At 57.2% G+C, this 19,377-nt stretch carries 11 protein-coding genes; 6 read left to right on the forward strand and 5 right to left on the reverse strand.

Features of this window, described 5'->3' with window-relative positions; translation table 11 throughout:
* Positions 1 to 8 precede the first annotated feature (8 nt).
* From HDEN_RS04480 to HDEN_RS04490, 3 genes are all read right to left on the reverse strand, one after another.
* Complete coding sequence (locus HDEN_RS04480) at positions 9 to 1,604, reverse strand: HNH endonuclease (protein WP_013214940.1); 1,596 nt, start codon at positions 1,602 to 1,604, stop codon at positions 9 to 11.
* Between the two features lie 21 nt (positions 1,605 to 1,625).
* Entirely contained in the window at positions 1,626 to 5,645 is a 4,020-nt protein-coding gene (locus tag HDEN_RS04485; protein ID WP_013214941.1) for an Eco57I restriction-modification methylase domain-containing protein, read from the reverse strand.
* A 543-nt stretch (positions 5,646 to 6,188) separates the two neighbouring features.
* Positions 6,189 to 6,656: a recombinase family protein gene (locus HDEN_RS04490; protein ID WP_013214942.1), complete on the reverse strand. Its 468-nt coding sequence runs from the start codon at positions 6,654 to 6,656 to the stop codon at positions 6,189 to 6,191.
* Positions 6,657 to 8,184: 1,528 nt separating this feature from the next.
* Between HDEN_RS04490 and HDEN_RS04500 the strand changes: the two genes are divergently transcribed.
* The 3 genes from HDEN_RS04500 to HDEN_RS04510 all read left to right on the forward strand — a co-directional run bounded on the left by HDEN_RS04500 (position 8,185) and on the right by HDEN_RS04510 (position 10,696).
* Complete coding sequence (locus HDEN_RS04500; protein WP_013214943.1) at positions 8,185 to 9,711, forward strand: porin; 1,527 nt, start codon at positions 8,185 to 8,187, stop codon at positions 9,709 to 9,711.
* A 388-nt stretch (positions 9,712 to 10,099) separates the two neighbouring features.
* Positions 10,100 to 10,384: a hypothetical protein gene (locus HDEN_RS04505; RefSeq protein ID WP_013214944.1), complete on the forward strand. Its 285-nt coding sequence runs from the start codon at positions 10,100 to 10,102 to the stop codon at positions 10,382 to 10,384.
* A 24-nt stretch (positions 10,385 to 10,408) separates the two neighbouring features.
* Entirely contained in the window at positions 10,409 to 10,696 is a 288-nt protein-coding gene (locus HDEN_RS04510; RefSeq protein WP_041921549.1) for a hypothetical protein, read from the forward strand.
* On the opposite strand, the gene HDEN_RS04515 is transcribed toward HDEN_RS04510, so the two are convergent.
* Positions 10,693 to 11,349, reverse strand: a complete 657-nt coding sequence (locus tag HDEN_RS04515; RefSeq protein ID WP_013214945.1) for a response regulator transcription factor — start codon at positions 11,347 to 11,349, stop codon at positions 10,693 to 10,695. The two genes, HDEN_RS04510 and HDEN_RS04515, sit on opposite strands and share 4 nt — an antisense overlap.
* On the reverse strand, positions 11,346 to 12,944 hold the full coding sequence (locus HDEN_RS04520; RefSeq protein WP_245256727.1) for an ATP-binding protein: 1,599 nt from the start codon (positions 12,942 to 12,944) through the stop codon (positions 11,346 to 11,348). The genes HDEN_RS04515 and HDEN_RS04520 overlap by 4 nt, the downstream gene beginning before the upstream one ends.
* Before the next feature lie 378 nt (positions 12,945 to 13,322).
* Between HDEN_RS04520 and HDEN_RS04525 the strand changes: the two genes are divergently transcribed.
* The 3 genes from HDEN_RS04525 to HDEN_RS04535 are packed head-to-tail and all read left to right on the forward strand — an operon-like array spanning position 13,323 to position 19,358.
* Positions 13,323 to 16,517, forward strand: coding sequence for an efflux RND transporter permease subunit (locus HDEN_RS04525; RefSeq protein ID WP_013214947.1), 3,195 nt, complete (start codon positions 13,323 to 13,325; stop codon positions 16,515 to 16,517).
* Positions 16,510 to 17,826 (forward strand): efflux RND transporter periplasmic adaptor subunit, encoded by a 1,317-nt coding sequence (locus HDEN_RS04530; protein ID WP_245256776.1) that lies wholly within the window; start codon positions 16,510 to 16,512, stop codon positions 17,824 to 17,826. The genes HDEN_RS04525 and HDEN_RS04530 overlap by 8 nt, the downstream gene beginning before the upstream one ends.
* On the forward strand, positions 17,826 to 19,358 hold the full coding sequence (locus tag HDEN_RS04535; RefSeq protein WP_013214949.1) for an efflux transporter outer membrane subunit: 1,533 nt from the start codon (positions 17,826 to 17,828) through the stop codon (positions 19,356 to 19,358). The genes HDEN_RS04530 and HDEN_RS04535 overlap by 1 nt, the downstream gene beginning before the upstream one ends.
* Positions 19,359 to 19,377 lie beyond the last annotated feature (19 nt).

Here is a 19,377-nt window from a genome sequence, read left to right on the forward strand (position 1 = left end):
TGCTGCCCTCAGGGTTTGATCATTTCCATGATGTTGAGCCCGGCGGGCATCGCCTTGTGTCCAGTCGGGCTACTGCCCGACTCGAAGATCGTTTGCCAAAATCCATAAGTTTGCCTGCCGCCGAAGATCGTGAGCGAAGCGTCGCGGTTCACCCACATAGGCAAGCGTGCGAGATTGTCGATGAAACAGCCGATGTTGATCCAGAGCTGCTCGGGAAACGGGTACTGGAATAGCTTTTCGTTATCGACCACGCGGCCCATCATCAGGAAGTGGTTCTCGATGATCTTGCCGATGTAGCTGATCCAACAGTATACGATCTCTTCCTTGGCCATGCGGAAGGCGGCCAAATGCTTCTCGGCTACATCCGCGCCCTTTTGCACCTTATTCTCGAGCTTGGCCGTGCCGATTTCCTCGTCGTACTTGCCGACATAGATTTTGTCGGCAATCAGGCTCATCAGCCGCACGATCTGCCCAACCTCGATTGTCCGTGGGTTCTCCCCGACATCGCTGCGGTAGTTCCATGGCGTTTCCAGCATGCTGGAGCCGATAAACTTCGAGTAGAACGTCTTTTCGATAGTGCTGTAGGAGAAGGGCTTCTCATGGCCTTTCCCGGAGTTGTCGATGTAGTCGCGCAACTTGTTGTCGGGCGAATAGGTGATGGCGTTGCGGATGCCGTCTAGCACGTACCGCGTCACCGCGCGTTGATCGCCCTTGAAGTGCTCGACGATGGCCTTCTCGGAAAAGCTCTCGTCATCTTCCGGAAGGCTCTTGTCCTTGCGGTATCGCGCAATGCGGTCGAGCAGCATCGCGGAGCCGAGACGGCGCTGCACGGATTTGTCGAAGGCCACCTGGCGCAGCGTCGTACCGGCATTGGTGTTTGTGGTGAGCAGGACGTCGAAATTCGGATCGATGAATACCCGCACCGGGAGGGTCGATACGCCGAGCAAAATCTGCGCAGTGACTTTGTGCTGCCCGTCGAAGATGCTGACACGCGCCTCAGGCAACTCGGCCGAGTTGATCCAGCCAAGTGCGATTTGTAGCTGCGGCCTGCCCTTGAAGAACTCCTCGACGAGACCGCGCACGTTGGCGCCGATGGGGCGGGGGTTGATCTTTTCGTCGTGGTGAACCGCCGCAATCGGCAACACCGCAAAGAAGTAGCGCATGCCCGAGAGCTTATCGGTATGGATTGGAACTGCGACCTTGTTGTCCCCGCCGACGATGTAAGTGATCTGGTCGTCCTCGATCTTCCCCCTTAGTGATCCGGTTGCACCGCCGTTGGCCTTCAGCACGTCATTGAGATTGGCGCCCCGGTCGTCGCTATCGGCGGTTGCCCTGATTTGGTCGAAACGGGCCAGTACGCGCGCCACGCGGAGATCGGCTGCTTGCTTGGACCGGTTATAGCTGGCTAGCGTCAGGGCGAAATTGCTGGGATCATCCTTGCCGTTATCCCGCGACGGAATGATGTGGTCGATATCGAGCTCATCGAGGTCGAGTGTCAGCGTCTTGCCGGAAATGAAGCACTTGCCGTTCTGTTGGTCCCAGAGCTGCTTTTCGAGCGCGGCGCGCTCGTCCTTGCTCAGGCTGTTGAGATGAAGCGACGCCATTTTGCCCCCCGGCAGTATCTATCAACGATCGATCCAATGTTGAAAGTAAACCTGTACGGCGGCAAAGCGTTCTTGCCACGCCCAGCCTTCGTGGAAGGTCTCGAAAATGTGGCGGAGCTGGTCTTCGGTGAGGCCATAGAGGTGAGCAACCACAGCGTCGAGTTCGTCGATCATTGATTGTTTGTCCTTCGGCGGAAGTGGCCCCCACTCGACTCCGACCTTTTTGGCCCATTCGGCAAATCGTTCATCAGGCGCGGCGAGTCGGCCAGCGAGCGCGACTGCGCGTTGCCAGAGTGGGTCTTCACGAGCAGGACGTGGGATGGGAAGCGGATTGAAAAGGAAGTAGTTTACGTTTCGTTCAACAAATCGTCTCGCGTACCAATCGAGCGAGTAAGACGATAGAATTCCGAGTAGATATGCCTCGTCCTTTTGGTCGCCAGACGGCCATAGCAAATATGGAGCCTTATTGGTGAGGAAGACATTTGGTGGAACCAAGCAAGATATGAGGGTGCGAACGTTTAGCCGGTTGGTTGCATCCCGAAACGCAATACGAGGCGACAAATAGGCTTGAGTTGAGCGATCCTGCCTGTATGGCAGAGGAAACTCGGCGTGAACGCTATCCCTGGTGCTGCCTCCTGATCGCAATCGCTTGCGATATAGCCACGGCCCCACGATGTCCGGTTCCGCCCACGCATAGTAGGTTGCTGATCCTCCGTCTGGCGCCCAAAGATTGAACGATCCGCCTTTGAAGATCGGTAGCACTTCAGTCGGACGTTCATCTGCGAAGATCATCAGGTCCTTCTGATTGGTTGCATCAAGCTCTCTGTCTGGCCGTGCCCGCCAGCTTCCTTCGAATCGCGCATCCAATCTGGGCGAGCGCCTAAGCTGGGTAAAAACGTTGAGGGATAACTCGGCGGGAAGCAGAGGCAATGACGCTGTATCGTTCCATTCCAAAATCTCTGACGCTGCAAATTCGGCTCCTGAAGTTCTTTGCCCTGCGTCAAAGGCCGCCAAACTGGCGTATGGGCCTCGAAGCAATAAATTTGCTCGCTCTACGCCTCGAAGGATCGCGAGCAAGGCGAAGGCGTACTGTTCGTGGACCTGCTCAAAAACCCACTCGCCCTTGTTGACTAGTAGCGTCAAGTCCGTTGCGGTTGCTGCCGCGAAAAGTGCCGTACGAAAAGCTGCGGAACCCGATGCAAATGTTGCGCTGCGAGGAAGGACAATGCCTATCGCGCCGCCCTCCTCGATCGACAAATTCCAGAATCGCCACATGAAGGCTTTATAAAAGTCTGGATCGCCGGTCCCCATCCCGGGGAAGGCACCGGACGTCAGTGCCTTTCGCACTTTCGCCATCGCTTTGACTTCGCCGTCGAGTTGTGCCGCCAGATCAGGTCGGGCGGTGCGCAACGCTACGCGTTCGCGTTCGAGTTCGGCTTGCGACAGGCCTCGCAACCCAGGAAAATGCCGAGCCCAGAAGGCGTGATCCTCGATGGTGGCTTCCTGCCACGGTGGATTCCCCAACAGCACGTCGAAGCCGCTGCGTTTGCGCAAAAACACTTCCGGAAAGGCAATGGGGAAATGGAAAGTCTTTAGCCCTTCCAGCGCTGTAAGAGCGGCAAAGCGCGCCGGGTGTTTCTGTATGCGGTCCCGATCCGTTTCCCAATTCTCGAACTGATAGCGAATGGTTGGGTCGAGGCGCTGCGCAGCAATGATGTCGCAAAGCGCCTTAGTGTCCGCAACCGCGACCTTGGCTTCTTCAATAGCGTCGCGTGCGTGCGAAACATCGGCCATTGTAGCGTCAGAGATGTTGGCAAGTCGCCGCAAATGCTGCGCAGCACGGCCCAACAGGTTGTCGGCATCAACGGGAAATAGCGCCGTGCTGGCCGCCTTAAAGGCCTCGCGGATTTCCGCAACCGTCCCAACCCCAACCAGCGCATTGCCATTGACGAGGTTATGGTCAAGCACGCTGAGTGGCAGACCCGGCACAAACGTGTGTATCCAAATGGCAAGTCGGGCGAGTTCGACAGACAAAGGATTGAGGTCCACGCCATAGATGCATCGCCGAGCAATCAACCTTCGCAGGAGTTGACTATCCTCAAAGGTCATCTGATCGGCAAGCTCGCCTAGTTGAGCCTTTGCGGCTTCTTTTAGCCGACCCAATTCGTTGCGGATTCCGGCCGTACCCGGCGCTCCTGGCTTTGCTAGATAACCGGTGAAAGACTTTTCGATGCGGTCTACTGCCGCGACGAGGAAGTGGCCCGACCCCATCGCGATATCGGCAACGCGGAAATCGAAAAATGCTTCCGCCGCGTCTGCGTCGTCCATGGCGAGAACACGCGCCAGGTGATCATCCAGCGCCGGAACCAGCGCACGATCCAGCAAGTGTTCGACTGCAAAGCTCTTGGTAAAATAACTGCCCGATGCCTTGCGCGCGCCCGACATGTCATGGAGGTAGATTTCGCCTTTGCGGACGATAGGCGTTTGCCTACCCTTCGAGGGAATATACGAACCATTCCGGTCGAGATCGAGATGTTGATCGGCAACCGACAATTCTGATTCGAGCAGTCCTTCGTAGATCGTGCCGAACTCCCGCACCCCCAAGGATCGAAAATCAACGGGTTGCAGGCCTTCGCCAACGTCGCTGAGCAGCAGCGCTTTCAGCGCCGGCTCGAAGATTTCATTGGGCAGAGCGATCTTGGCGAGTTCGGCCCCAGCTGGCGAAATGGCTGGGTCTTTGGTGAACAGTCCGCCATTGTAGGCGGGCACGGAAAGCTCAACGTCACTGACCGAAACCGCATTCCAGATGCGAGCTACTTCAGTCCAATGACTGGTGCCCGCCGAAATGGGTGTCACCGCATGCGCGTGTTCGGCGAGTTCCAGAGCCTTCTGTTTCAGCGACCGGCGCCGATAAGCTTCGCTGTGCCGATAAGGAAGCAAGTCCCTGTCTTCGGCATAGGCCACGAAAAGGAGCCGAAACAGCACGGTGAGTGCCATCCGGTATGTAAGGTCAAGGTCGTCAGCCGTTGGCTTCTTAAGCCCCCGGGCCGCCGCGACGCCCTGAGCAAGCAGTGGCATCACATCATTGTAGATTCGATCGCGCAGTCGTGTGGCCAAGTTCGCGGCAAAGCGCTTTGAGTTGTCGAGAAGGCGTGCAACCGATCCACCGGGTTTAAGCGCATCGGCCGCGAACAGCAGAGGCAGGAAGGCAAGCTGTTCGTCGGCAAGCAACGTGGTCTGAACTTCGATATAGGTTTCGGATCGGCCTCGACGCCCGACACCGACACCGCCCTTGGTCGGATAGAGCCGCAGGCGATCCCCTTGTGTTACCAGCACCCAATCGAGATTCTCCTGATCGGCTTTGGTCAAGGCATAGGAAACCGGTGAGAGATTGCCGAACTTCTGCGAACCCGCCTCGGGCACTTCCGATCGATCCAGCAAGATCGCTAAGGCCAGGCGCCGATCCGCGCCCTTCAGGACGTGCGTCACGTTATCGAGTTTTTCGACCGAGTAGCCGAGCCGCCGCAATAGCTCCCGACCTTCCGCGCCATCCTGCAAGATCGTACGCGCGCGTCTGATGTGCCCCTGCCAATCGGGGTGCGTCGGAGCATCTGTGGTCAGCTCGTGGAGCGCAAAGAGCCCCTCATTGCGGAGCCCCGGTGCCACTGTGTCCAGCGACGGCAGGGCCTGACCTAGGAAGAGCAATGCCGCGTGCCGATCGGGCTGCTTCAGCGCCGCGGCACAGAGGCGCTCGATGGTTGCTGCATCTTTGTCAGCGTAGACCGGCAGGCTTTCACCGGACGGCCCGCACAGCCAAGCGCGCCCACCGCGCAACGCCACCGTGAGCACCGGCGCCGAGCGACCATCGCGACGTTCTTTCCAGGCCTTGAGCAATGTCGCGCTATTCGGCTTGGTGGGGGACATATAGACCGCTACCTCAAGACCCAACTGGCCGGGGCCGATGAATACGCCATAGGGGACGAGGCCGCTCGCAGTTTGAGCGAGAGGCCTACGGCTCAAGTCTTCGAGAAATTCCGGCATGTCGGATCACAAGATGTGCTGCGCTACTTCTAGCGTCTCGCATTACCGCCTCCTTGGGATTCGAGCAACTTTGCGTGCGTGCCACGATTGTTTTCGAGAATGAACACGTTGGTCGTCGCCATCGACGGCGATTTTCTCGAGATCTGCGCGCTGGGGATCGATTGGCTTTTCGGCTATGATTAGTCGCGAATTCTTCAGCAGAAGTGCGCACTTCTCAATTTGACGTTTCTGCCGCAATCAATTCAGCATGTCGACTTGCTTGCCGCCGAGGAGTAGCTGCCGCCACCGTGTGCAGAGGCGTCTCTCTTGACGTGGTCAATTTATACGCTGATAATATCCTTTGTTGCCATAACTATAAGCGCCACTTCCCGTCTATTTTCAACTGCAGCTCAGGTGGTTTCTATCGTTCCCCGTTAGGAGCTAGCGGACGGATTTACGCCCCGATAGCTTCGTCACGATCGCGCGCGGCGCGGAGCCCGCGGAACAACGTCCGCCGCGAAACCTTCAACTGTCGCGCCACTGAGGCCCTTCTCGAAATATCCTTTAGCCTTCGCGGCCATGCCTGGTGTCCATTTCACCGGTGCTCCGAAATTTTTTACCGCTCTTCTTCGCGGCTGCGAGGCCGGCACGCGTGCGTTCGACAATGAGATCGCGCTCGAACTGCTCCACCGCCGCCAACATGTGCAGAACTAAGCGTCCGGTCGAGCCGGAAGTGTCGAGCCCATCGGATACAGTCTTGAATTTGATACCGCGGGCGTTGAGGTCGTCGAGCAACTTTGAGAGATGCGCGAGGCTGCGACCGATGCGGTCAAGCTTGTAACAGGCGAGCGTGTCGCTCGGCTCTAGCGTGGCGATTGCCTTTGCCAGCTCCGGCCGGTCGTGGCGCGTGCCTGATGCCTTTTCGATAAAGATGTTCTCCGTTTTGATACCGAGTTCCTTCGCGGCGTCGACTTGCAGCGCGAGATTTTGGTCTCGGGTCGAAACGCGAGCGTAGAACACGGTTTTTGACATGTGACGTGCCCTCCTGATTTGGCACTAACTCTTGGCACCTGGTTGGCCCGTCTTCTGGCATCGCTTATGGCACAGGGTCAAAATCGTTCATTTATGGCAGCGAAACGAAGAGGCCCCCGGTGCGCGCCTACACCGGGGGCGATCGATCCGGTGAATAATGTAACGAGAAGACCAAGAGTGGCGCTAACCGCCAGCGTCGCATCGATGAAGTAGTTCGGAAACCGGCTTACGTGGGCCGTCTCCCCCACACGATTGAATTTCTCGGATCAAGTGATCCGATGAAGTATTTCATGGAGTGGAAGACTCCCACCGAACGGTACAAATCTCCGTACGCAAACCGCGCGGACTCGCAGGGAAACGAGTAGAGGGCGCTAGACCTTGCTCATCCCAAGTATTGTAGCCGGATTTTACGCATTCAGACCCGCCAGGCGACGAGCGCGAGGATCTGATGGGCTCGCCCGATGCGGCCGGAATTCCAAATGCAAGTAGAAAAATTCGCGATAGGCAATGGGGAGCGCCGCGATGGCGTTATGAAGCTGCTCTGAATCTACTTTCTCGATGAGCATCGTTTCCGGCGAGACTTGCGATCCGATCGCTTCCAGACTCGCTCGCTCAAAGGTGGCATCGCCGTCGGTTGTCACCATGACCTCACCGCGCGCTCGAAAGCCAATGGCGGTGACGGGAATAATCCATCGCACCGACGAGTCTGGCTCAGCATTGTTGACGGCAAATCCCCAGGAGGACTTATGTCTCGGCGTCTCAAACTCTGCACGGCCTGTGTCGGCATGGCGTGCGCCGCTTCTCAGGCGCGGGGCGCAAGCGGGACGCATCTGGAGCGGCGTGGTCTGGCTATCGAACCTTCTGGCTTAATCGTTTGCGGGCCGTCGAAGAACGTCTCGACACCAACATCGCGGCCGCGGGGACTCAATTTGACGATCTGGTAAAATTCCTATCGTAGTGAACCCCGATATAAACATGTCGTCCTGATGTTTGATTGCGCGCATTGCCATGTGTGCACGTCAGCTTCTGGGATCTTGCAACCACGTCGCAATGCCGAGGAAGCGGAAACCCACCCATTCATGGGCAACGCCACTCGATCGTTGTGGATTCGCGCAGGCTATTTGACGGTGTGCGGACATAGTCGGTTCTTCTACTTTTTCCCAGAAACCGCCGTTTCGCCGGGACGGAGATATTTGAGGCTCTCCAGATTTCCGTTCTTCCGTAGTTGACGAGCTCTGTTTCAACACGGTGCGCGAATAATTCGATACGCGAGCATCTATGTAATCCTACAAGCCACGCCGAGCTTGGACCGCTGCTGAGCGGCGACTGGCGTCGCGAGCACAGTTTCGCTTTCGACCGCCGCAAATCGGCACCCTGCATCGATGCGGCAAAATCGGAAACGTTGGACATTTCTCGGCTCCGTATTCTTACGGAAGGTTTCGCACTGAGGCCGCAGTTTGGCCAGTTGTCAAACAACGACTGCAACAAGGGAAAGGAGTTGGGAAAATTCAGCAATAGGGGGTAACACGTGAGGCTTTCAGTCATTGTCAGTGCGATAGCGCTTGGTGGTTTAGCGGCTTCGGCAAATGCCGCAGACCTCGGTGGGGCCAATACGTACGGCGCGTATAGTTCACCCAGTTCGCCGGCCCCTCTCATTGCGAACTTCTTCGATGGGGCAGCGCCTGGCTCTATGACGGTCGCAGGCATAACCGTCTACGGCGCGGTCGACTACAGTGCCGTTTACAATTCTCACGGTGCGACTCCAACTAGCACCCTCTATCAGGGCTCGCTTTACCAAATCTCAAAGATCAGCGGGGGGCCGCAATTCAACGCTACCAATAACGCGATGAGCCAATCGTTCGTTGGGGTGAAGGCGAACGAAAAGCTTTCTGACCTTTTTGGTATAGACTCGCTGACTGGCTGGTCGTTCATCTCCGATGCTCAAATCGGCTTCGATCCGGCCTGGGGGGATATTGCCGACGTCTGCAGAACGCTACGTATGAACAACGGCCTCGGCGCCTTTCCCCTCGAGCAGACCGCAAATCTCGATGGCAGCCGTTGTGGCCAGATCTTCAACGGAGTGCTTTACGGCGGTATTAAAAACAACGACCTCGGCCAGCTGACGTACGGTCGCCACAACTCCCTCTTGAACGACGCGCTCGGTGCTTATGACCCGGAGGCCGGTTCGTATGCATTCTCGCTGTTCGCTTTCTCGGGAACCGTCGGCGGCGGCGGTGGCGCCACCGAGGATGCACGTTGGAACAACTCAATCCGTTATGCAAATACCATCGGCATTTTCCGAGTCGCCGGCATGTACCGGTTCGAAGGGATGGAACAGGGCGGTGACGCTTATTCGGGAAATATTGGTGTCGATCTCCCTGGTGCCCTCAAGGGCCTGTCGATCGACGGGGTCTATGCCCACTTCAATAATGCCATCGCGGCCAGCAACCTGTCGGCTGGCGACTGTGCTGCGCTTGCGACCAGTATTGCGGCCTGTCAGCGCCTCGATGTCTTAAGCGCCACTGTATCGGATAACGACGTCTGGTCGATCATGGCCAAGTATAATCTCGGCCATTTCGGTTTCGACAACGTCACCGCCATGGGTGGTTACGAGCACATCAATTTTTCTAATCCGGACGGTCAGCTCAATAGCCTGACCACCATCGGCGATTATCAATTGTTCGCGGGCGACGTGAATTACAACAAGTATCTCACTGACAAGCAGCTCGATCTGTTTTGGTTCGGCGGCAAGTGGGCGATCACGCCGAAGCTGAGCGCCGCGGCAGCCTGGTATCACTACGATCAGAACACGTTCGTTACGAATTCCGGAACGAGCACCACTGCCTCACACTGCAACGACAAGTTAGGGACGGCAGCAAGCGGCAACTGCGCCGGTTCGTTCGATTGGGTCAGCGCCTCGCTGGACTATCAATGGACAAAGCGCCTCGACGTCTACGCCGGCGTGTCGTATTCGCAAGCCGATGACGGCCTGGCCAGCGGCTTCACTTACACCAACACTTGGAACCCTGCCTTTGGCGCTCGCTTCCGCTTCTAGAAAGGTGCTCTGGAGCGGCTAGGGCGGCAACGCTTTCAATCGGCGTGTCGCCCGATCGCAAGTCAAAGCGAAGCTATTGTCAACGATCTCCACTTGCAGCAGGCGCGGCTCCGGCAGCGCCTGCTTTGTTTTGTACGGGTTTGCACGCCGAGGAACGCGAGTTGGCTTGCGCCGGCTGCTTTTTGGCTCGCGGGAAATTGCCACCGTATTTCTGCGGATGTGTTTGTGCGTGCGTCGAAGGGCGGAAGGAAGCGAGCGGAATAACGCTCTTCAATCATACCAACTAAATTTAGCGGCGATGCAGATCCAATAGCGCGGACGTGAACTGCATCCACGCCGCTGGATCCTTGCGCATCGAACCGAGCAACTCCGGACAGGGATTATCGCGATGTTTAAGCTTCCCGTCGCCGCCTCAATATCACTTCTCGCGCTAGGTTTCGCAACTGCCGCAAGTGCTCAAGGTCGATGCGACGGCGACTTCCAGATGGTCAACGGAAGCTGGGTTGCCACGAGATATTGCCAACGCGCAGCGGCAGAACGCGTCGCGCGCGCCGACCACGAGCACATCACTCACCACACGGTGCGTCAGGGCGACGAAACGCCGGAAGAGTTTTGCCGCTGGCATAACGCCGAAATCGAAACGTACAGCTACTGCGCTAGCTACAACGACTGATCCAGTAGTCATGTGAAGATCGATATGAAACTCATTCTGAGAGCAGGCGCGGTCGGCCTGATCGTTGCTGCTTTGACGGAATTGACTTCAGCGCAAGCAAGATCGCTCTGCGATGGAGATTTCGAGCGAATGGCGGGCGGTTGGGTCGCGACAACCCGCTGCCAGGAGTATGAGGCTGCCAGGGTGGCGAGAGAAATGCACCAACACCTGACGAATAGAGACTCGTCGTCCAGAGATGTGACCCCGGAAGAATTTTGCCGTGGCAATAACGATATCAGGGTTTCAACCTTCTGCGGCTCTTACAAAGATTAATAGTCCCTGGTGCCGCCATGAGGGTGATCCCGGTTTGCTTTGATCTCCTCCAGGCGCACCGCGATCCTAACGAGATCGGCGATATTGCGAGCTCCCGTCCGTTCCATCACCCAGGCCCGATACGTTTCGACGGTGCGCGGACTGATTTTGAGCGCAAGCGCAATTTCCTTGTTCGAGTGTCCCTTGACAGCCAAATCCATGACTTGCCGCTGGCGATCCGAAAGCTCGTTGATGCGTGCCGCGAGACGCATCTTCTCCTGATCTTGATTGCGCTGACTTTCTGCTTCTCCGATTGCCGAAGAAATGCTCTCGATCAAACGATCAGGGGAGAAAGGCTTTTCGATGAAATCGTGTGCGCCGGCCTTAAGGGCGGAAACAGCCATGGCAACGTCGCCATGGCCCGTAATCAGGACAAGGGGGACCATCGGCCATTTCTTGGCGAGCTCTTTCTGCAGCTCCAAACCCGTCATGCCCGGCATACGGATGTCGCAAACGACGCACGACGGGAGCTGTTCGCCCTGTAATGCAGAAAGAAATTTCTCGGCAGAGGAAAATGCATAAACGCCGTATCCGCGATTGCTGAGCATTAGAGACAAGGAATCTCGAACCGGCTCGTCGTCATCTATGATTGCGATTGCCGAGGCTAAGGTCACTGCACCATCTCCCTTGGAAATGAATTCAACCGAATACGAACGAGGGCGCCTTTACCGTCGTTTTCCAGAAGAAGCTCGCCACCATGTCCTTCGACGATCGTTCGGCTGAGCGAGAGGCCCACCCCTAAGCCGTCCTTTTTGCTCGAAGAGCGGATGCCGCCTTTTCGAAGATCAAAGCCCGTTGGAAATCCAGGCCCGCTGTCCTGAATTCGAATTTCGATACGGTTGCCGTCGATATTACTGGCACTGACGTTGATCAATCTCTCTTTCGATGGATCGTTGTCGCTCATCGCATCGACTGCGTTCGACATGATGTTCATCAGGACCTGCTCGATCTGGAGGCGATCGACTGCGGCATTACGTATGTCGCGGGGAATTGCGACCTTTACGGACGCGCCCGTGCGTTGGAGATTGGGCTCCAAAAGATCAAGCGCTTCCCGAATGAGCAGATGCGGGTTCTGCTCGCCGATCTGCCTGCGGCCGAGCCTTATAAAATCGCGAAGATTTCGAACCACCGCCGCCGTTCGGTCGACTTGGCTTGCCATCTTTGATGCCGCTTCGATCGCGATCGCGCGGTTGCCTTCGCCTTTTGTCAGATATTCCTGAACCAGACGCGCGTAGCTTGAAATAGCGGTCAACGGCTGATTGATCTCATGCGCGATGGCAGTTGTGACTTCGCTGGCGCTCCCCAACCGGAAAATTTGGGAGACCGATTCCTGATTGAGCCGCAACTCCTGTTCGAAGCGGCGCCGGTCCGTTACGAGGCCGCCGATGGCGAGACCTGTGAATGCAAGTATGAGCATCAAGGACTGATAGGTCGTCACACCTGCGAGTTGCGGGCCTGAAATGAGCAGCGCGATGATGAGGCCCACCTCAGTCGCAAGAAGCCCGTAAGTCGCGCCCTTCAGGCCATGTCTGAGCGCGATCCAGATGATGGGAAAGAACATCACATTGAATAGGCGGAAGTGGGGAAGGCTCGAAAACCCAAACGCCAAACCAAGAGCCGCCAAAATCGCGAGACCCTGCATGCCCGCTTCGAGGGTCGGTCTTGGAGCGCCGCCCGTATTTGCGAGAATCAGAAGAAACGGCGTGATGATCGATATGCCGATCAGGTCGCCGATCGCATACCTGAAAATATTGTAAGGAATCTCGGCGGGGGTCAGAACACCCGAGATGGAAAGGAGCATCACGGAGGCGGATGCGACGAGTGCAGCGCTGACGATGGCGATTGCCTCAAGCGCAAGAATGTCCCGCAGCGACGCAAGCTTGATGTCGAATTGCCACCGCGACTGCTGGATCCAGTTGAGCGCCGCGGCATATCCACCGCCGACGATGACGGGCGACAGCAACTGGACGGAAAGCGGAAGGTTGCTGTGCAGTATTAGATTCGACGCGGCGACCGCGAGCACGAGATACAGCCAGAATTGGCGTCTAAATATGAGGAAAACCGCGAAAGTCAGGCCCGTTTCCGGGCTCCAAGGCACGATGCCGAACGACGGTGTTGAAGAGACGATGCTCAACCAGCCAAGCGCGACGTAGGCGACAACGTAGGCGGAGCCGATCAGCCATATCGGAATAGCTTGCATACGGGCCATGCGATTCGCATGCGTTCTTTCAGTTACGATCACTTGCGACATCGTACTTTTCCTACAGTGCCGAGCGAGCCGCCACTCCGTATGTGACCGGAGGCTTAGCCACGGACGGTACGCCACGCAAGCGTACGGCCGGAATTTCCCCGTACGATGATGTCTCGAATATATGCGGGTGCCGCCACGCATTTCGCGATGCGCGATGCAACATGACGTGGCTGTAATCAAAGGGCGAAGTCATAGAGAATCCGCGGAATGCGCGATTGCTAGCGGGAATAGATTTCCCGAGGTCTCAGCGAGTGCGGCTCAATGCAGTTCTGCACGATGCCCGCATGATTAACGCGCGCGGAGCGGCTCTTGCAGTTGCCGGAGAACGTTGAACGAATGTCGCTGCCACGCTTTTCTCTTACGCATCCACATTCGGTGGCAGCGATCATTATCCTCGTGTGCCTGCTCGGCTTCGGCGCGGTGTCACGCATGCCGACGGATATCTTCCCCGAAATCAACATCCCTGTTGTCAGTGTCGTTTGGACCTACAGCGGGATGAGCGCGGAGGAAATGCAGGATCGCATCCTCATCAAGCACGAGAGGCAAATGGCATCTCTCGTCGATGATATTGAGCGCATCGAGGCGAACAGCTACACGGGCGTCGGCGTTATTAAAGTCTACCTTCACGAGGGCGCGGATGTAAGTCGAGCCATTACGCAGCTTTCGAGTTGCGCGCAGACAGTTCTGAAGAGCATGCCGCGCAATATCACGCCGCCACTTATCGTTCGTTACAGCGCAACTGATGTTTCTGTCATCCAGCTAAGCCTCGCAAGCCGGTTCTTGCCGGATTCCCGTTTGACGGACCTTGGTCAACAGGTGCTACGGCCTAACCTAGCGGTCGTGCACGGTGCCCAGGTTCCGTATCCCTACGGAGGCAAGATCCGAGTCATCATGGTGGATCTCAATCCCAACGAATTGCAGGCGCGTGGACTGACGCCTGCCGACGTCTCCGATGCGTTGGCGAAGCAGAACATCATTGTTCCGTCGGGCGACGTCAAAGTCGGCGCCAAGGATTATCCGGTAACGATGAACAATACGCCCGAGGCAATTTCGGCGATTTCGAATTTTCCCATCAAGCAGATCGACGGCAAAACGATTTTCGTTCGCGACGTGGCCAATGTTCATGACGGACACCAAATACAAACGAATTCGGTCAGTCAAAACGGTGCGCCGGGCGCACTCATGCTCGTACGAAAAACGGGCGGAGCGTCGACGCTCGACGTTATCAACGGGGTCAAGGCGGCCATACCGGATCTGCGCCGCATGATGCCGGACGGCGTCTCGATCAAAACTATTTTCGATCAGTCGATCTTCGTGAAGGCCGCACTCAACAGCGTTGTAATGGGCGGCTTGATGGCCGCCGGATTGACGGCGTTGATGATCCTTTTGTTTCTCGGCAACTGGCGGCTCACGATCATCATTCTGGCATCGATCCCACTATCGATCATAGCAGCCTTGCTGATGCTCTACCTCGCGGGGCAGACACTTAATACGATGACGCTCGGCGGGTTTGCGCTGGCGGTCGGCATACTTGTCGATAACGCGACGGTCGTAATCGAGAATATTGAGCGGCACGTCGGATTGGGCGAGGAACTCGAGGAAGCCATTCTGAACGGAACATCGGAGGTCGGAATTCCGACGATTCTTTCGACGCTATCGATCGGCGTCGTATTCGTTCCGGTATTTCTGCTTACGGGCACCGCGAAATACCTCTTCTCGCCGCTGTCATTGTCGGTGATCCTCTCGCTTTTTGCCAGTCTCCTTCTTTCGTTCACCCTCGTTCCGGTGCTCTTCAAATATCTGATGCAGTCACAGGTCGGAAAGCACAGCAGCGTGCACGCCGATACGAACAAGGGGGCGCGCTTCAATCCTTTCAGCATCATCCATCGTGGCTTTGAGCACGGCTTCACGGCGTTCCGAGAACGCTATCGTAATGCCGTTTCGTGGTGCGTAACGAACCCATTGCCGACGACCATATTCTTCGCCGTACTGCTCGGCGTTACAGTGCTTCCGCTGAGAAGCCTCGGAATGGACTTCTTTCCGCAAATAGACGCGGGGCAAATGAGGCTGCACGTGCGCGCGCCACCCGGAACCCGGATCGAAGATACGCAAAAGTATTTCAGCGAAGTTGAGGACGCGATACGCAGGATCGTCGGCAACGATCAGATCGACGTCATTCTGGATAACATCGGATTGCCTTACAGCGGCATCAACATCGCGTTGAGCGATACCGCTACGGTCGGACCGATGGACGGCGAGATTTTGGTGTCATTGAAGGAAAAGCACACATCGACGCCCGCTCACATTGCTGAACTCCGCCGCAAACTGCCCCGTCTCTTTCCCGAGCTTCAGTTCTTTTTTCAACCGGCCGACATTGTCAATCAGGTATTGAATTTCGGTCAGCCGGCACCGATCGACGTTCGCGTCTCGGGACGCGATGCCAATATGACGTTCGCGCTGGCCTCGAAAATTGCACGCGATTTGAGATCTGTGCCGGGCATAGTCGATTCTCACGTCTTTCAGGTGCCGGATGCGCCCGCCATCAAGGTCGATGTCGACCGGACGAAGGCACGAGATCTCAATCTCGAGCAACATGGTCTGGCAAATGATGTGCTTGTCACCCTCAATTCAAGCGCACAGGTCTCCCCGAATTTCTGGCTGAACCCACACAATAACGTCAGTTATCCGCTCGTCGTCCAAACGCCGGCATATCGCGTCAAATCGACGAAAGACCTGTGGACGCTTCCAGTAACGGCTCCTGGAGACAAAGATTCCCAACTGCTGATGAACGTCGCGAAGTTCGGACGAACGAAAGTGCCGATGGTCGTGTCTCAGCTCAACATCGCGCCCGTGTTCGATGTGGACGCGGACGTCCAGGGCAGCGATCTCGCTTCTGCAGCGGATTCCATCGATAAGCTTCTCGCGAAGGACCGACCTGACGCTTCAAGCGGCATCAAGGTAACCCTCAGCGGACAGATCGAGACGATGCGAGAGAGCTTCACGGGACTTTTTGGAGGCATGGGGCTCGCGATTGTCCTCGTCTTCCTGCTTCTCGTGATTAACTTCCAAAGCTGGCTCGATCCGCTCATCGTTCTTATGGCTGTTCCGTTCGCACTCGCCGGCATCATATGGATGCTCTTGATTACCGGCACGCATATCAGCGTTCCGGCCCTTATGGGCAGCCTGATGTGCATAGGGCTGACCACGGCCAATGGCATCCTGGTCTTGACCTTCGCAAACCAGCAAGCGGAACTGGGCGTCGATCCGATGCACGCGGCCATAGAGGCCGGCTACACTCGCCTGAGGCCAGTCCTGATGACGGCCGGCGCCATGATCCTCGGTATGATTCCGATGGCATTGGGTGTCGGTGAAGGCGGTGAGCAGAACGCGCCCCTTGCCCGAGCGGTCATCGGCGGTCTTTTGCTGGCGACAGTCGCAACGTTGATCTTTGTTCCCACCCTATACCGGCTTCTGCGCCGCGACACTTCTCGGAAAACCGAACACCGGAGGCTGCCCCTTGCGCATGCTTAGAAAAGGCGAGACGTCCGCCAACGCCACTCAATCGGAAGCTTCAGAAGCGGATCCACTCGCGCCTGCGGATTTTCCGCCGAAAGACTGCCTCGCAAATGTGGCGGCGCAGGCATATCCGAAATCGACCGGGCGCTGGATGATGTTGACAGCGCTTGTCATCGTGTTCGGTTTGACAACAGCATTCTTCGAAGTCAGCCGCATCAAGGCGCGTGAGACGGATACTCTCGAACAGGAAACGCGAAAAGCCGCCTCGACGGTGCCTTTGGTTGATGTGGCGACTGCGAATGCAGGCCCGACATTCAAATCGCTTGTTCTTCCCGGGGATACCGCCGCTTGGTACCGAACGACGCTCTACTCGCGGGTCAACGGCTATCTTGCCGATTGGAAGGTCGACATCGGAGACCGGGTGAAGAAGGGCCAACTGCTGGCAACAATCGAGACGCCCGATCTTGATGCCCAGTTGGTTGCAGCGCGCGCCGAATTGGAAGCCGCAAAAGCGGAGGCCAAGGTCCGTCACGCCGATGCCGACTTTGCAAGAAGCAGCTATGATCGCTGGCGTGATTCGCCGAAGGGCGTCGTTTCAGACCAAGAACGTGAAGAGAAGAAGGCCGCGAACGACAGCAGCATCGCCAAGCTCAATGCCGCGACGGCGCAAGTCGCCGTCGACCAAGCAAAGGTTGATGGTCTGATGACTCTTACACAGTATAAGAACGTCACGGCGCCATTCGACGGCATCATCACAGAGCGCCGCGTCGATCCCGGGGACTTGGTGACCGCAGGAAGCTCGGCGAGCACGTCGCCCCTCTTCGTCATCCAGCAGACGGATCGGATTCGCATCTTTTCGCGAGTTCCGCAGGACGTGGCCGAGCGACTTTCCATCGGATCAACTGTCAAGGTCATGACAGCCGATGGAGCGGACCGCGCTTACGAGGGCAAGATTGCGCGGACGACGGCCTCCGTCGATCCGCACGCGCGGACAATGCTCATTGAAGTGGTCTTGCCGAATACGAATTATGCTCTTTCGCCGGGCATGTACGTCCGCACCGAATTCCAGGTAGCGCAAGCGCCGAGTATCGAAGTACCGGCTGCGGCAATCCTATTTCGCACCAAGGGACCGCAGGTCGCCATCGTCAAAGATGGAAAGATCACGTTCGAGAACGTGATCATTGCAAGCGATGACGGCGATAACGTCGAACTCGCTTCAGGCACCATCAAAGTCGGAGATCGCGTGGCGCTCAACATCAATAGCCAAATTTCGGATGGCGACAAAATCGCGATCAACAACGACACGCCCAAGGCTCAGAGCTGATGGCGCGTCGGGGGGGACTTAAATTTCTGCTGACGACCCTGGCCGGTGCGCTATCGGGTTGCGCGCTTGGACCGGATTACCTGCTCCCGCGTATCGGTGCGCCGGGAATGTTCACGACCAGCAGCATCGCCGATCAAGGCGCGGCTCGATCAATCGACCAATCCTCGTCGCCGGAGATCGTCCGTTGGTGGACGCTCCTGAAGGATCCTCAACTCGGATCGCTCATCGAACGCGCGATCGCCGCCAACCCGGACATCGAGATCGCCGCAAATCACATCCGCGCTGCTCGCGCGAATGAAGTCGCGGTCCGCGGTCTCGCCCTGCCCCTCTTTGAGGCCAATGCAGCGGCCGCTCGCGGCACGGGTACAAATTCGACAAAAGGGCGCGTCGCCGGCCCGCTCAACGCAGCGACGAATACCGCCGGTCTCAAAGAAATCACGCACGTCGCCGGGTTTGACGCCGGCTGGGAGCTCGACTTTTTCGGCAAAGACAGGCGCGCGTATGAGGCGGCCCAATACTCGACGGACGTTGCGATCGAGCAACGACACGCCGTTCTGGTCTCTGTTGTTGCGGAAGTCGCCAAAGCCTATATCGAGACGCGAGGCGTTCAGGCCAAGATCAAAGCCTCGAAAGAGAACGTTGCGCGCGCGCAGAGAACGTACGATCTGATGAAGACGCGTTTTGATCGCGGCTTGACAAACGAGCTGGACTTCAAGCTTGCGTCGCGTCAGCTAGCCACGCTCAAGGCGCAGCTCGCGCCGCTTTCTGCCGTTGAATACGCCGGCTGTGCACGCATCGCCGTTCTCCTCGGTACTTATTCCGGCGGCATTTGCCAGGAGCTCAAGAGTGTCAATAGAATTCCGGCCACTCCTGATCACCTGAAGACAGGTTTGCCTGTCGACGTGATCCGCAGGCGGCCTGACGTGCGGGCGGCAGAGCGTCAGCTCGCCGTCGAGACGGCTAGGATCGGCGTCGCCGTTGCAGATCTATTCCCGCGCTTGCAGATTACGGCTGGTGGCGGCCTCCAAGGACAGGGCCTCGGTGTCGTGCCGGTGGTGACCAAGAGCATCTACTCCGTCGGACCGTCGGTCTATTGGCCGCTCCTTGATTTCGGTACGCTCGACTCCCTCGTGCACATCCAACAACTGCAGGCCGATGCGCAGTATTTGACCTACAAGCGCGTGATCATCTCGAGCATCGAAGAGATTAACGTCGCGCTGTCACGATATCGGGCCGCGATGGAGACGCTCCAATCGCTCGCCAAGGCCGTCAAGGAAAGCAAGGGTGCAGTCGATCTTTCGACCGCGCGTTACGATCGAGGCGTCACGGATTCCTTATACGTGCTCGATGCCGAACGCCAAGACGATGAGCTTGAGCTTCAATATCTCCAGGCGAAGGCCGATGCGGCGATTGCCTTCGTTGCAGTTTACAAAGCTCTTGGAGGTGGCTGGGAAATGTTTGATCAGGACTTGCCGGCGCCTCACGCTCTTCCGGCGGTTCTCGCGGCCTACGAACATTTGCACGACCGATGAAGAACGTGCGCGTCTGCGC

This window comes from Hyphomicrobium denitrificans ATCC 51888, assembly GCF_000143145.1.
Classification (GTDB): Bacteria; Pseudomonadota; Alphaproteobacteria; order Rhizobiales; family Hyphomicrobiaceae; genus Hyphomicrobium_B; species Hyphomicrobium_B denitrificans.